This window comes from Rossellomorea aquimaris TF-12, assembly GCF_001648555.1.
Taxonomy (GTDB): domain Bacteria; phylum Bacillota; class Bacilli; order Bacillales; family Bacillaceae_B; genus Rossellomorea; species Rossellomorea aquimaris.
Genome location: NZ_LQXM01000027.1, coordinates 37,009 through 51,904, shown reverse-complemented (window position 1 = coordinate 51,904; position 14,896 = coordinate 37,009). Strand labels below are relative to the sequence as shown.

Genomic DNA, 14,896 nt, shown 5'->3' with positions numbered 1-14,896 from the left:
TAGAAGAGGACTGGGAATAGTCCTCTTCTACTTGTGAGAACCTTTATTTAATATTCAAAGAAACATTCGCTTTCAAGTTTCTTATATGTTAAAATAGTACAAGTTAATTTTATATTTTTGCGTAATCCTACGGATATTTATGCAGACAGTAGAAAGCTCTTGGTAGCTTTCTTCTTTTCATGTTGTCTGCAAAAGAATCAATATTATGAAAAGGAAAGTTCCTTTTTTGCGAATCGAGAGGATTTATTATGAACGAACAAGTAGTTCAATATATAGAATCAATCACACCATCGCGTTCTGATTTATTAACAGAGATGGAACAATACGCTGACAATCATGATGTGCCTATAATGGAGCTGGTAGGAATTGAAGCATTACTAGGGATGTTAAGGATCCAACAACCCAAGCGCATATTAGAGATAGGAACAGCAATCGGTTATTCTGCATTAAGAATGGTTGAAGCTGTCCCACACTCTACTGTCGTTACCCTTGAAAGGGATGAAGAGCGTTATGAGGTTGCACAGAGCTTCTTATCCCGCTCCATTCATGGAAACCAAGTGATTTCATTATTTGGAGATGCATTGGATGTAGTAGAAGAAGCAGAGAAGCATGGCCCATTTGATGCGATTTTTATTGATGCAGCAAAGGGACAATATCAAAAGTTTTTTGATATATACTCTACAATGCTCACAAATAATGGAGTTGTGTATTCTGATAATGTGCTATTCAAAGGACTCGTTGCACAAGAAGAGGTTGAGCAGAAAAGAATTCGAAATATGGTCAAAAAGCTCCAAAAATATAATATGTGGCTTATGAATCATGATCAGTTCGTAACAAGCATTTTACCTGTAGGTGATGGTATTGCCATTAGTAAGAGAAGAGGTGAATGAATTTGAAAAAGCCAGAATTATTAGTTACTCCAACATCTGTTTCAACTATTGAAGCACTGGCACTAGCTGGAGCAGATGCTTTTTTTATTGGTGAACAAAGGTACGGTCTAAGGCTTGCTGGAGAATTTTCTAAAGAAGATGTGAAAAAGGCAATAAGAATTGCTCATCAATACGATAAAAAAGTATATATTGCCATGAATGCACTATTTCATAATGATAAAGTAGCTGAAATTGAAGAATATATTTCATTTTTAAATAAAGCAGGAGCAGATGCTATTGTGTTTGGAGATCCTGCTGTATTAATGGCTGCCAGAGAAGTAGCTCCTCAAATGAAGCTCCATTGGAATACTGAAACGACAGCTACGAATTGGTACACATGTAATTATTGGGGGAGAAAAGGAGCGAAGCGTGCTGTTCTAGCTCGAGAATTAAGCATGGACACCATTGTGGAGATAAAGGAAAATGCTGAGGTTGAGATTGAGGTGCAGGTTCATGGGATGACATGTATGTTTCAATCAAAGCGTTCCTTATTAGGTAATTATTTTGAGTATCAAGGAAAAGCTTTAGAGATAGAAAACCGTAAGGAACAAAAGAATATGTTCCTTCACGATAAAGAAAGACATAACAAATATCCCATCTATGAAGATGAGAATGGAACACATATTATGAGTCCAAATGATATGTGCATAGTAGATGAGCTTGAAGAAATGATTGAGGCGGGTGTAGACTCTTTTAAAATTGAAGGAGTTCTTAAAGACTCAGAGTATCTTCTCAATGTGACCAAACTTTATCGTAAAGCCATCGATCTATATTTCCAAAATCAAGAAGAATATGAAGAGGCCAAAGATGATTTGTTGGAAGAAGCAAAAGAACTTCAACCAGAAAATCGCCCATTAGATACAGGGTTCTTTTTTAAGGAAACCGTTTATTAATGAACGGTTGTGAACAAGTTGGATAAGAACGGAGGAGTTACGATGACAACGGTAGTTAAAAAGCCTATCTCTAAGGTTGTTGACGGGAAGCGTGTCATTGACAAAAAACCTGAATTACTAGCTCCTGCTGGTAATCTTGAAAAACTAAAAATCGCTGTACACTATGGTGCAGATGCAGTATATATTGGTGGACAAGAATATGGTTTGCGTTCTAATGCAGGGAATTTCACGTTAAAAGAAATGAAAGAAGGCGTGGAATTTGCAAAGGGATATGGCGCGAAAATTTATGTCACAACTAATATTTATGCACATAACGAGAATATGGAAGGGTTAGACGACTATTTACGTGGTTTAGAAGAGGCTGGAATAGCTGGAATTATTGTTGCAGATCCACTCATTATAGAAACCTGTAGAAAAGTTGCTCCCAACGTTGAAGTCCATTTAAGTACACAACAATCTCTTTCTAACTGGAAAGCAGTTCAATTTTGGAAAGAGGAAGGCTTGGATCGAGTGGTTTTAGCCCGTGAAACAAGCGGAGATGAAATTCGTGAAATGAAGGAAAAGGTAGATATTGAAATAGAAACCTTTATTCATGGGGCTATGTGTATTGCTTATTCAGGACGTTGTACATTGAGTAACCACATGACAGCCCGTGATTCCAATCGTGGAGGTTGTTGCCAATCCTGCCGTTGGGATTATGACCTGTATGAGCTTGATAAAGATACAGAGATGCCCCTTTATACTGAAAACGATGCCCCATTTGCGATGAGCCCAAAAGACTTAAAACTTGTGGAATCTATTCCACGTATGATTGAATTGGGTATTGATAGCTTAAAGATTGAAGGGCGAATGAAATCCATTCATTATGTTGCCACAGTGGTAAGTGTTTACCGAAAAGTAATCGATGAGTACTGTAAAGATCCAGACAACTTTAAAATAAAGAAAGAGTGGCTGGAGGAATTAGAAAAATGTGCAAACCGAGACGCTGCTCCTGCTTTCTTTGAAGGTGTACCTGGCTTTAATGAGCAAATGTTTGGTGTTCATAACAAGAAAAATACCAATTTTGATTTTGTAGGACTGGTTTTAGATTACAACGAAGAAACCCAAATGGTCACACTTCAACAACGAAACTATTTTAAAACAGGTCAAGAAGTAGAATTTTTCGGTCCGGAAATATCAAATTTCACTCAAATAGTTGAAAAAATGTGGGACGAAAAAGGAAATGAACTTGATGTGGCAAGACACCCATTACAAATCGTGAGATTCAAAGTTGATCAGAAAGTATACCCTGACAACATGATGCGAAAGGAGAACACCTGAAAATTATGAAACATAAACCCGTTGTGATTGGTGTAGCAGGAGGTTCCGGCTCAGGTAAGACAAGTGTTACTAAAGCGATTTACGAACAATTCCAAGGACACTCCATTTTAATGCTACAGCAAGATTATTACTATAAAGATCAGTCTCACCTTCCTTTTGAGGAAAGACTCAAAACGAATTATGATCATCCTTTAGCCTTTGACAATGATTTGTTAATCAAGCATTTACATGGTCTTCTAAGTCATAATTCTGTTGAGAAACCTGTGTATGATTATAAAATGCATACACGTTCAGATGAAACGATTCATGTTGAGTCGAAAGATGTTATCATTTTAGAAGGAATTTTAGTATTAGAAGATGAAAGATTGCGTAACTTAATGGATATTAAGCTTTATGTAGATACCGATGCGGATCTTCGTATCATTAGAAGAATGTTGCGTGATATAAAAGAGCGAGGGCGTTCCATTGATTCTGTGATTGATCAGTACATTACAGTTGTCCGTCCAATGCATAATCAATTCATTGAGCCGACCAAGAGATATGCAGATGTCATCATTCCAGAAGGTGGACATAATCACGTAGCGATTGATTTAATGGTAACAAAAATTCAAACAATTCTTGAACAAAAGTCATTTTTGTAATACGATAGCATAGATAAAGAGATATAACTAAAATTTACATTTCCCACATTGTTAGGTAACAGGGAATGGAGAGAGGCTAACTCATCTCCATTCCCTACCTTTACATTATTACAAAGTATTATTTACATAAAAGAGCAAGGGGAAGCTCTTAGAGAGTAGAAGGAGTGAAGAGGGTCATGAGTACAGACAAAGTATTTCCAATGACATTAGAAGGAAAAGAAAAGTTAGAAAAAGAATTAGAAAACTTGAAAACGGTTAAACGTAAAGAAGTAGTTGAGCGTATTAAAATTGCTCGAAGCTTCGGTGATTTATCTGAGAACTCTGAGTATGACGCAGCAAAGGATGAGCAAGCGTTTGTTGAAGGTCGTATCTCAACATTGGAAAATATGATTCGCAATGCGAAAATCATTCAAGAAACTGATAACAATACAGATACAGTACAATTAGGTAAAAAAGTAACATTTGTTGAACTGCCTGATGGTGATAAAGAAACGTATACAATTGTTGGTAGTGCAGAAGCAGACCCATTTGAAGGAAAGATTTCAAATGACTCTCCAATAGCTAAAAGCCTGTTAGGCCATAAAATTGGAGCAGAAGTCACAGTCCATACTCCAGGTGGAGAAATGAATGTGAAAATTATTGAAGTAAGCTAATATAGCTTTTTAAAGAAGAGACTCTTAAACGGGGTCTCTTTTTTTATGACTTAATGGTTCTTTATACAAAGTTGTTTTCGTTAATTTTGTTACTATTGAAATAGAGAGTAGTGGTTGATTTCCGCTCCAGGTGCTCGCTTTCCGCGGGGCGTGAGTTGAGCCTCCTCGGGCTTTGCCCTGTGGGGTCTCAACGTTCCCGCTATTCCCGCAGTAGTCGAGCACCTTCCGCTCCAATCAACTTTATAAGTATGTGTTTCTTGCTAAAGACTTATATAAATATCTTATAAAGAATTTAGTGGTGAATATAAATTGTATTTTAGAAAGACTGCTTTTTTCGATTGTATATTTTCACAACTAGGCTCTGTCACATAAATCTCTTTTGATAGTTGAGGGGAAATGCTTAAATTCCAACAAACTTTTTACTAGCCTCTTTTCTCTGAAATTTACTTCACATGTCTTTGTACAAAGCATCAAGAAAGATTGAAGAAAGATTCTTACTTAATAACAATTAACAAATACTTACACGAATTGAGAGTCTAAGCTGAGTAAAACTCGTCAACAATGTTGACGAGGTGACAATTATGAAGCGAAAAAGGGTCTATACCCTCAGCCTTGTTTTACTCCTGTGCTTTTCACTCTATTGTGCTAGATTAATGCAGCTGCAATTGTTTCAAACCGAATCCTTTTCAAAGCATAAAATAAATCTTCTTGAAGAAAGTGTCATTCAACGAACTCAACAGTTAATCATTGATGAAGGAAGAGGCGAATTTTTAGATCGAAATGGTGTACCCCTTACGTATACTGAAAAAAATGTTTTAGTACTATTTCCTTTTCTCAAAAAAATGAATTGGCCAGTGGAGAAAGTGGCAAGCGTCCTGAATATCAGTCCTGAATTTATCCGAACGAGCGTAGAGGAGTCAAAAGGACCTATTGTTTTGGGAGGCAAGTCAGCCGTTGAGCTGTCTGAGAATCAAATGGAGGCGATTAACGGACTTGAAATTCAGGGGGTATTCGCTCTATCAAAGAAATTTAAGAATGAACAAGTAATAGCTTCACAGTTAATTGGTATTACGGGTGAAAATGCTGAAGTATTTCATAAACGATACCCTGATAAAGTAAAGGGGTACAATCAGAAAATTGGTGTTTCAGGTCTACAAGAAAGCTTTGATGAATGGTTAGTAGCAGAAGAACAGGCCAAGCTCATTTATCATGTAGATAATATGGGGGGACCCTTGTTTGGAGTGGATGTTAAATATTTAGCACAAGCAAATCCTTTTTACCCACTTAATGTAAAGACCACCATTGATGGAGAAATTCAATTAGCTTTAGAATCGGTTGCTGACACCTACGATATAAATAAGGGTGGATTATTACTACTGGACATTGAAAAAAATGAAATAGTAGCCAGCGTATCAAGACCTAAAATGAGCAGTAGTGACCCTTTCAATGCAGGAGCAACTAACTTTATGCTCAAAGCCCTAATTCCCGGTTCTGTCTTTAAAACCGTTGTAGCAGCGGCAGCTATGGATGAAGGGATTGTTGACGAAAGTCGCTTGTTTCCTTGTGATGAGGATATCTATGGAAGCATGGCTGAAAAACCACATGGAAATATAAATATTAAGACAAGCCTTGCAGTGAGCTGCAATCGAACCTTTGCAGATTTGGCAAATGAGCTGGTGGAAAAAGATAGCCATGCCCTAGAAAACTACGCAAAAAAGCTTGGCTTATTAGGAGATATATCATGGAACGGAGATGTTTTCCATTATGAAAATTTCCCGCAATTACAAGTGAGTGAGGGAAGAATATTTTCTTCTGAAGTAGGAAGGAGTGACCCTAACTACATCTCCCAAACGGGTATAGGGCAATATGAAGTAAGAGTAACCCCTTTAGGAGTTGCCAATATGATGGCAACCATTGCAAGAGGAGGAGATAAGTATCAAGTGAGTGCGGTATCAGCTGTTGAGTATCAAAATGGAACGGAGATGTTTTCATTTCCTCAGAAGAATATAGGTGGGGAAACCATTACTCCATATACAGCAATGAAACTACAACAATATTTAAGAGGGGTTGTAAATTCACCTGAAGGGACAGCTCAATATTTGCAAACTGCGGCTTACCCAATTGCAGGGAAAACCGGTACGGCTGAGACAGGCAAGCACAAGTATCAAATAAAAGAAGATAAATATAAATTATACAATAAATGGTTTGCTGGCTATTTTCCGTTTGATAATCCCAAATATGCCCTTGTTGCTGTGAATATGGATGTTTTGGAGTATGAAGGTGGTATTTATCCAATTTATCAAGATAGTGTGGATGCCATATACAATATTGAGAACGAATAGTTCCATACTCTTACTTCTAATAATGGCGTATACCAACTTAGCCTATATGATGTTTTCCTTTATTCTTTTCCCTCTGTCATGTTAAAATGTTTAGGATAATAGGGAGGGAAACGAATGGCGAAATATAAGTCTCGATTAGATAAGCGATCAAAGAAAAATACAAATAAAATTTTAAACATCCTGATTGCAGTGGTAGTGTTACTCATTGTGGTAGTGGGTGGTTCAATTATTATGGGGAATACTTCAGGAGATGAGAAAGCAACTTCTGTGAGTCCTGATAAAGATACAAAAAATGCAGAAGAAAATAGCGAATCTGCCAAAAAAGAAGATAATGAAAAGAAAGAAGAAAAGTCTGTTGATATGAAGGAAGAAGATTCAGAGTCTGAATCCACTGATGAATCATCAACGGAAGATACAAAGAAAGAGGATGAAACGTCAGAAGAGAAAAAAGAAACAGTTGCTTTAGAATCAGAAGATGAAAATAAAGTTCAGGTTGAAGAAAGTGATGAACCGAATGTTAAGAAAAACATTGTCCATCCTGATTGGAAACCAGTAGGAACAGATCAAACAGGAGAACACGTTTCCTCGTATGATACAGGATCTGTTGACTGGCAAGAAAAAATCAAAGCTATGTCCTATGCTACAGGGATTTCAGAGGATAATATGACTGTCTGGTATATCGAAGGGAATGGTGGACCTCAAAAATCCCTGGGAACGATTACTTCCAAGGATCAATCACAGGTATACAGAGTTCATTTACAATGGGTTGATGGCGAAGGCTGGAAACCGACAAAAGTTCAAGAACTAGTTGAAAATGATAAAGATTAATATAAGTTGGCTCCCTTAAAGCGTTGAATTCACGCCTTAAGGGAGCTTTTTAATTTTGTTTTCGTAAAGCTCTTTTCTCAACAATGTATAAAGAATTATTTCTTCACCTTAAAATGAACGACTGCACTGTACAGTCTCCGCCCATTTTCATCGATGGCTACTCCGTGATTCACGCTGTGAACGCTTAACATAATCGCTTTATTGTGTTGTATTTGTTCATCTACTTTTTTTTCAAGTGTTTTTAAACTTTCAGCTTCAAAAAATTCTACTTTATCTTCAATTAAATCAAATGAAATATTCAATGTAATCCTCCTGAGAAATGCTTGATAGCTAATATTTTAAGGTCAAAAATCACATTTTACAAATATTATTTGTTGAATAAAAAGAAAGAGTGTGATAATTTAATAACAGTTTAATTTTTAATTCATAGTATGTTTATAGGAATTATAAACTTAAAATATACTGAGGTGCTTATCAATGGGTCGAGAGTTTTTGGATTTGTTTCAGGATTGGGCAGATTCTTACGATGATACAGTGACAGGGAAAGATATTGAATATAAAGCAGTATTTCAACATTATGACAACATTCTTGATGAGGTGGTAAAAAGATCGAGTGGTCGAGTGGTTGAATTTGGACCGGGTACTGGGAATCTTACACAAAAATTAGTAGAAGCCCAATTAGAAGTCCTTCCATATGAACCTTCACCGGAAATGAGAGCAATTGGAATGCAGAAGCTTGGGAAACAAGTGACGTTTTTTGATGGAGATTTTTTAGATTTTAATCTAGAGGGCAGTGTGGATTCGATTGTAAGCTCTTATGCTTTCCATCACTTAACTGATGAAGAAAAAGGAAAAGCTTTTAGCATATATGGAAAGCTACTATCACAAGGTGGTAAAATAGTATTTGCTGACACGATGTTTGAATCAAATCAGCATTATCAAGCCGCCATATCCCAAGCCAATAAACAAGGATTTCAAAATTTAGCGGAAGACTTAAAACGAGAATATTATACTACGTTAGATGTATTGAGAGACTTATTAACTTCTCATGGTTTTACCGTTGAGTTTCAGCAAGTAAATAGCTTTGTTTGGATCATGGAGGCGACTAAACAGTAGAAAGAGGTTTTAGTAATGAAAATCGCCATCATTGGAGCAATGGAAGAAGAAGTAGCCCTATTAAGAGAAAATATTTCTAACCCAACAGTAGAAACAATCGCAGGCTGTGAATATACAACTGGAATACTAAAAGAAAAAGAAGTCGTCTTACTCCGTTCAGGAATTGGTAAGGTTAATGCAGCAATGTCTACAGCTGTATTGTTACAGCATTTTAAACCTGATCATATCATCAACACTGGGTCAGCTGGAGGTTTCGATCCTTCATTAAATGTAGGGGATGTGGTCATTTCTACAGAGGTAAGGCACCATGATGTGGATGTAACAGCTTTTGGATACGAATACGGTCAAGTCCCTCAACTTCCTGCAGCATTTGTAGCAGATGAAAAGCTGAAGCAGGTAGCTATTGACAGTGTGAAGGAATTAGGAGACGTACAGGTGGTGTCTGGCTTAATTGCAACAGGCGATTCCTTTATGAATGACCCACTTCGTGTAGAAGCTATTCGAGATAAATTCGTTGACTTACAAGCTGTTGAAATGGAAGCAGCGGCTATTGCCCAAGTTGCTCATCAATTTGGAGTTCCATTTGTTGTTATTCGTTCTCTTTCTGATATTGCCGGGAAGGAATCAGATGTTTCCTTTGAACAATATTTAGAAAAAGCAGCGCTCCATTCAGCCAAAATGGTTATGAGCATTGTTGAGTCTGTTTAACAGAATTGTAAAATAGAGAGGCTGACCCAAGCATTTTCCTATTACTTTCTACACTTACTGCGGTGAACCACCTCAATAAATCCTGTAGAAGAAAGAGAAGATGTGTAGGTTAGTCTTTTTTAAAGGGGAATAAATAGATGGATGTATATAAAAATGTACATGAGCTCATAGGAAATACGCCTATTGTTGAGCTTACTCATTTTCCACTTAAACAAGGTGTACGACTCTTCGCGAAATTAGAATTTTTTAATCCAGGTGGAAGCGTAAAGGACCGATTAGGTAAAGAATTATTAGAGGATGCCATTTTAAATGGGAAGATCAAGCAGGGTGGTACGTTTATTGAACCGACTGCTGGAAACACAGGAATAGGTTTAGCTCTCGCTGCCGTAAACTCTGGTTTTAAAGTGATGTTCTGTGTACCTGAGAAATTCAGTATTGAAAAGCAGGAGCTGATGAAAGCGTTGGGAGCACAAATTGTGCATACGCCTACTGAGGAAGGGATGAAGGGTGCCATTGCGAAAGCCAATGAACTTGTTGAAGAGATTCCAAATTCCTATTCTCCTCAACAGTTTGGGAACATAGCTAATCCACAAACGTATTACAAAACATTAGGACCAGAGGTATGGCAACAAATGAATGGTAAGATTCATACATTTATTGCCGGTGCTGGAACCGGTGGAACGTTTATGGGGACAGCTCGATATTTAAAGGAAATGAATCCTGCTATTAAAACCGTTATCGTGGAGCCTGAAGGATCTATATTAAATGGTGGTCCTTCTGGTCCTCATAAAACAGAAGGTATTGGCATGGAATTCTTACCGGATTATATGGATTCTTCTTATTTTCAAGGAATTCACACAGTGACAGATAAAGATGCATTTCAAAGAGTAAAAGAATTAGCTTTATTAGAAGGATTACTTGTAGGTAGCTCATCGGGTGCTGCTCTTCATGCTGCACTTCTTGAAGCAGAATTAGCACAGCCTGGCAGTCATATTTTGACGATTTTCCCGGATTCAAGTGAAAGATATTTGAGTAAGAAAATTTATGAAGGAGGAATTTAACAATGAAGAAAAAAACACAACTCATTCACGGTGGTATTCCAACTGACCCTCAAACAGGAGCCGTTTCAACTCCTATTTATCAGGTAAGCACTTATAAGCAAGATGAAGTAGGAAAACATAAAGGGTTTGAATATTCACGTTCAGGCAATCCTACCAGACATGCTCTTGAGGAGTTAATAAAGGATTTAGAAGGTGGAGAAAAAGGATTTGCATTTGGATCAGGTATGGCAGCTATTACAGCTGTTATGATGCTTTTTGATAGTGGAGACCATATCGTTATGACAGATGATGTGTACGGAGGGACCTATCGCGTTATGACGAAGGTATTAAACCGTCTCGGAATCCAATCTACATTTGTTGATTCCAGCAATCTCGATACCCTTGAAAAAGCGATTCAAACAAATACAAAAGCGCTTTACATTGAAACACCAACAAATCCTTTGTTAAAAGTGACAGACATTAAAGGTGCAGCCGAATTAGCTAAAAAACATCAATTAGTAACGATTGTGGACAATACGTTTAGTACACCTTATTGGCAAAATCCGATTTCATTAGGAGCTGATATTGTACTTCACAGTGCCACAAAATATATTGGTGGACACAGTGATGTAGTAGCTGGTTTAGTAGTTGTAAATTCATCAAAGTTAGCTGAAGATCTATTCTTTGTACAGAACTCTACAGGTGGAGTTCTTGGACCACAGGATTCTTGGCTGTTAATTCGAGGCATTAAAACATTAGGATTGCGTATGGAAGAGCATGAAGTGAACACGAAAAAAATCGTAGAATTCCTCCTGAACCATCCTAAAGTGTCAAAAGTCTATTACCCTGGCTTAGAAACTCATCCCAATCATGAGATTGCCAAACAACAGGCATCTGGTTTTGGAGGAATGGTTTCATTTGATGTAGGCAGTGAAGAAAATGCAGATCGCTTATTAACCAATACTAAGTATTTTACGTTAGCTGAAAGTCTTGGAGCAGTAGAGAGTTTGATTTCAGTTCCAGCTCGAATGACACATGCCTCGATCCCGGTTGAAAGAAGAAATGAGTTAGGTATTACAGATGGACTGGTACGTATTTCTGTGGGACTAGAGGATGCAGAAGATCTTATTCAAGATATAGAAAACGCCCTTTCACATTAATAAATAATCAATTAGCTACTGGAAGAACTGGCATCAATTACATGGTAGGATGATGATCTGAATATGTTACCATAGAATGAGAGTTTACTAGTTCTAAAGTAGGTGATGAAGTTTGGGGAACATTACAAATAAAAAAACAATTCAACAAAAAATAAATGATTTTAAACGATTTGGCTTTACGCTACTGGCACTTAGTGTATTTATGTACCTTGGTGTCATCATCCCGTCTGAAACTGTTACTTCTAGCAAAACGGTTACACTCATGACAGGTACCGTCGTCTTACTGGGTTTCTCACTTGTATTTTTCACGAAAGCAATAAAATATAAAAAAGAGCTTCATTCAGCAGACGAATAAGAAACAAAAAAGTCAGGATCTCATTGAGATTCTGACTTTTTTGTTTTGTGGGAAATTGTAGAAAAAAATATCACGAAATAGGTTTACTTCTAATCTATAATTGGATATACTAACCAATGTAAGAAAAAATTCACATTAAAGGAGGTCGAATAACATGTTTATTTTAATTGATAAAAAGAAAACAATTTTATATAGTACGATTCATTCGACCACTTGTGGGATGTTTTTCGCTTAATTTAATTTTATTTAAATGATAGCCACAGGGAGGATGACTTTCCTGTGGCTTTTTTGTGCCACAAGGAGCCTTTCTTTGTGGCTTTTTATTTTGTTTTAGCTTCTATATCGTTTTATGATTAGTAAGCTTTGAAAGGGGTGATATGTATGACACTAAATCTATTGTTTATAACCGTTACATTTAAAAAGAAACAAGAAACATTTGATGAAGCTACACATTTTGAAAATGTTTCACAGCGATTTGAAGAAACAAAATCCAAGCAATATACGAAAATGTCTCAAATTTTTTAATTCTAATAATTTATGGAGAGGAGAATGAAAAATGATTTATTTACAAGAGAAGAGACTGAATGCGCTATGGATTGAGAAGGACACAGCCTAACGAATCGAAAAAGTAGGTGAAAGTATGTTTTTAAATATTGTTATTTGGACTGCATTCTTTCGAAAACGAAGAAGTGTAAAAGAATAGTAAGTACAAGGAGATGCCAATTCGTTGGCATCTTTTTGTTATTCATTTTAAGATGTACCAGACATCGAGGTATTGATCCTTTTTGTAAATTAACTTTATTTAATAAAGAAAGCTTCATTCACATTTCTGTCAATCTTTAGTAATAAGTTGTTCACTTATTGCCCGGGAATTTCACCTTAATCATGATACATTAATAGTAAGAAGAGCGAATTAAATTGCTACTAATAAGGGAGAGTGATTAGGATGTTTTCAATGGTAATGGGAGTAATCATAACATCTGTTATTGGTTTAATTATTTCAGCGGAAGTCAGTGTAGAATAGTGAATTTTTAAAAACGACCTGATCAGGTCGTTTTTTTATTGGATTATGTATAGTCTAAATGGTGAGGGGAAGCGCGTTGACTACTTCCCAAATACATTCGTGCTCAGACCCTGAAGCGAAGGATGTCCCTTCACCATCTTGTAAATTACCATTGAATATATAAGTGAATTATTATATATTAATATCCGGATGAGTTTAGGAGGTGCATTTATGGAAGGAACTACCCTGGAAATAGATAAATGTGCAATAATTTTAAAGCTATTAGGAGATAAAACTCGTTTAACTATGATGAAAATATTAGACACGAATGATTGTTGTGTCTGTGAGTTTGTTGAGATTTTTAAAGCTAGCCAGCCAGCTATTAGTCAACACGTTCGTAAATTGAAAGATGCTGGAGTTATTCGGGAAAAACGAAGAGGACAGTGGATTATCTATTCCCTTAATCGAGAAAGTGATTATTTTCCAATGGTTCAAAGTCTTCTACATCATCTTCCCAACCAAGATTTTAAATTAGAAGAATTAAAAGAAAAAGGATTACGCATCTCATGTGATTAATTGGAGGTTTAAGTGTAAAGATGACGATTTTAGCATCCGTGATTTTTCTTATCACTCTTATTTTAGTAATTTGGCAACCAAAGGGCCTTTCAATTGGCTGGTCAGCATGTGGAGGAGCGGCTTTAGCACTCCTCGCTGGAGTTGTTGATTTTAACGATGTCATTGACGTGACATCCATCGTTTGGAACGCCACCCTGGCATTTATTGCAATCATCATTATTTCTCTTATTTTAGATGAAATTGGTTTTTTCGAGTGGGCAGCGCTACATATGGCGAAGGCTGCAAAAGGAAGTGGGGTACGAATGTTTATCTACGTATCCATTCTCGGTGCCATCGTTGCTGCTTTATTTGCAAACGATGGAGCGGCCCTTATTTTAACCCCGATTGTCTTAGCGATGGTTCGAAACCTTAACTTTAGTGAGAAACTTATCTTTCCATTTATTATTGCTAGTGGGTTTATAGCTGATACTACGTCACTCCCTTTAGTTGTAAGTAATCTTGTGAATATCGTTTCAGCAGATTTTTTCGGAATCGGCTTTGTTGAATTTGCTTCAAGAATGATCGTTCCAAACCTCTTCTCACTAGGTGCAAGTATATTGGTTCTGTATCTATTCTTCCGAAAAAGTATTCCGAAGAATTATGACGTATCACAATTAAAAAGACCTGTTGATGCTATCCAAGATCAAAAAATGTTTCGACTATCATGGGTTGTCCTGGCGGTTCTGCTAGTAGGTTATTTTGCAAGTGAGTTTATCGGCTTGCCTGTTTCCATTATTGCAGGCATTGTCTCCATTTTCTTCTTGTTTATGGCAAGAAGAAGTGCAGCTGTAAATACAAAAACAGTTATCAAAGGTGCTCCCTGGGCCATCGTCTTTTTCTCCATTGGAATGTACGTTGTTGTTTATGGATTGCGTAATGTAGGATTAACAAATGTCCTGGCTGATGTCATTCAAGTGACAGCTGATCATGGATTATTTACCGCGACAGTGGGAATGGGTTTTATTGCAGCCATTCTTTCGTCAATTATGAATAATATGCCGACAGTCATGATCGATGCCCTAGCTATCGCAGATACAAGTACGACCGGGGTAACCCGAGAAGCTCTAATATATGCGAATGTTATTGGTTCTGATTTAGGTCCAAAGATCACACCTATTGGTTCCCTTGCTACCTTACTTTGGCTACACGTACTTTCTCTAAAAGGAGTAAAAATTTCTTGGGGAACATATTTTAAGACGGGCATCATACTGACCATCCCAACATTATTCATTACATTAGTTGGGCTTTATATATGGTTATTAATTATCTAATTCACACAAAAGGAGACGTTCA

Annotated in this window: 16 protein-coding genes; 15 read left to right on the top strand and 1 reads right to left on the bottom strand. The window is 36.8% G+C overall.

Translation table 11 applies throughout. The features are described from left to right. The first annotated feature begins 248 nt into the window (after window positions 1-248). From IQI_RS09700 to IQI_RS09670, 7 genes are all read left to right on the top strand, one after another. On the top strand, window positions 249-890 hold the full coding sequence (locus tag IQI_RS09700) for an O-methyltransferase (RefSeq protein WP_197489733.1): 642 nt from the start codon (window positions 249-251) through the stop codon (window positions 888-890). Between the two features lie 2 nt (window positions 891-892). Next, complete coding sequence (locus IQI_RS09695) at window positions 893-1,822, top strand: peptidase U32 family protein (RefSeq protein ID WP_064092746.1); 930 nt, start codon at window positions 893-895, stop codon at window positions 1,820-1,822. 42 nt (window positions 1,823-1,864) lie between these two features. Beyond that, window positions 1,865-3,142 (top strand): peptidase U32 family protein, encoded by a 1,278-nt coding sequence (locus tag IQI_RS09690; protein WP_064092447.1) that lies wholly within the window; start codon window positions 1,865-1,867, stop codon window positions 3,140-3,142. Between the two features lie 5 nt (window positions 3,143-3,147). Next, a complete protein-coding gene (gene udk / locus IQI_RS09685) occupies window positions 3,148-3,783 on the top strand; it encodes a uridine kinase (protein WP_064092446.1) in 636 nt (211 codons plus the stop codon). 176 nt (window positions 3,784-3,959) lie between these two features. Beyond that, window positions 3,960-4,436 carry a transcription elongation factor GreA gene (greA, locus tag IQI_RS09680; RefSeq protein ID WP_064092445.1) on the top strand — a complete coding sequence of 159 codons (477 nt, stop codon included), beginning with the start codon at window positions 3,960-3,962 and terminating at the stop codon, window positions 4,434-4,436. A 581-nt stretch (window positions 4,437-5,017) separates the two neighbouring features. After that, complete coding sequence (locus IQI_RS09675) at window positions 5,018-6,778, top strand: peptidoglycan D,D-transpeptidase FtsI family protein (protein ID WP_064092444.1); 1,761 nt, start codon at window positions 5,018-5,020, stop codon at window positions 6,776-6,778. 114 nt (window positions 6,779-6,892) lie between these two features. Beyond that, on the top strand, window positions 6,893-7,606 hold the full coding sequence (locus IQI_RS09670) for a YrrS family protein (RefSeq protein WP_064092443.1): 714 nt from the start codon (window positions 6,893-6,895) through the stop codon (window positions 7,604-7,606). Window positions 7,607-7,701: 95 nt separating this feature from the next. On the opposite strand, the gene IQI_RS09665 is transcribed toward IQI_RS09670, so the two are convergent. Continuing rightward, window positions 7,702-7,908, bottom strand: coding sequence for a DUF2536 family protein (locus tag IQI_RS09665; RefSeq protein ID WP_064092442.1), 207 nt, complete (start codon window positions 7,906-7,908; stop codon window positions 7,702-7,704). Window positions 7,909-8,083: 175 nt separating this feature from the next. On the opposite strand from IQI_RS09665, the gene IQI_RS09660 reads away from it, so the two are divergent. The 8 genes from IQI_RS09660 (at window position 8,084) to IQI_RS09630 (ending at window position 14,874) form a co-directional block, all read left to right on the top strand. Further along, window positions 8,084-8,722 carry a class I SAM-dependent DNA methyltransferase gene (locus tag IQI_RS09660; protein WP_064092441.1) on the top strand — a complete coding sequence of 213 codons (639 nt, stop codon included), beginning with the start codon at window positions 8,084-8,086 and terminating at the stop codon, window positions 8,720-8,722. Between the two features lie 15 nt (window positions 8,723-8,737). Beyond that, window positions 8,738-9,430: a 5'-methylthioadenosine/S-adenosylhomocysteine nucleosidase gene (gene mtnN, locus IQI_RS09655; protein ID WP_064092440.1), complete on the top strand. Its 693-nt coding sequence runs from the start codon at window positions 8,738-8,740 to the stop codon at window positions 9,428-9,430. Window positions 9,431-9,567: 137 nt separating this feature from the next. Beyond that, on the top strand, window positions 9,568-10,491 hold the full coding sequence (locus IQI_RS09650; protein ID WP_064092439.1) for a PLP-dependent cysteine synthase family protein: 924 nt from the start codon (window positions 9,568-9,570) through the stop codon (window positions 10,489-10,491). Window positions 10,492-10,493: 2 nt separating this feature from the next. Then, the gene (locus IQI_RS09645; RefSeq protein ID WP_064092438.1) at window positions 10,494-11,630 is read left to right on the top strand and encodes a bifunctional cystathionine gamma-lyase/homocysteine desulfhydrase; all 1,137 of its coding nucleotides are present in this window, start codon (window positions 10,494-10,496) and stop codon (window positions 11,628-11,630) included. A 112-nt stretch (window positions 11,631-11,742) separates the two neighbouring features. Next, window positions 11,743-11,985, top strand: coding sequence for a YrhC family protein (locus IQI_RS09640; protein WP_082892654.1), 243 nt, complete (start codon window positions 11,743-11,745; stop codon window positions 11,983-11,985). Between the two features lie 381 nt (window positions 11,986-12,366). Then, window positions 12,367-12,510 carry a YrzI family small protein gene (locus IQI_RS20280; protein ID WP_082892653.1) on the top strand — a complete coding sequence of 48 codons (144 nt, stop codon included), beginning with the start codon at window positions 12,367-12,369 and terminating at the stop codon, window positions 12,508-12,510. A gap of 709 nt (window positions 12,511-13,219) precedes the next feature. Next, entirely contained in the window at window positions 13,220-13,564 is a 345-nt protein-coding gene (locus IQI_RS09635) for an ArsR/SmtB family transcription factor (RefSeq protein WP_064092437.1), read from the top strand. A gap of 20 nt (window positions 13,565-13,584) precedes the next feature. Beyond that, the gene (locus tag IQI_RS09630; RefSeq protein ID WP_064092436.1) at window positions 13,585-14,874 is read left to right on the top strand and encodes an arsenical efflux pump membrane protein ArsB; all 1,290 of its coding nucleotides are present in this window, start codon (window positions 13,585-13,587) and stop codon (window positions 14,872-14,874) included. The last annotated feature ends 22 nt before the right edge of the window (window positions 14,875-14,896 follow it).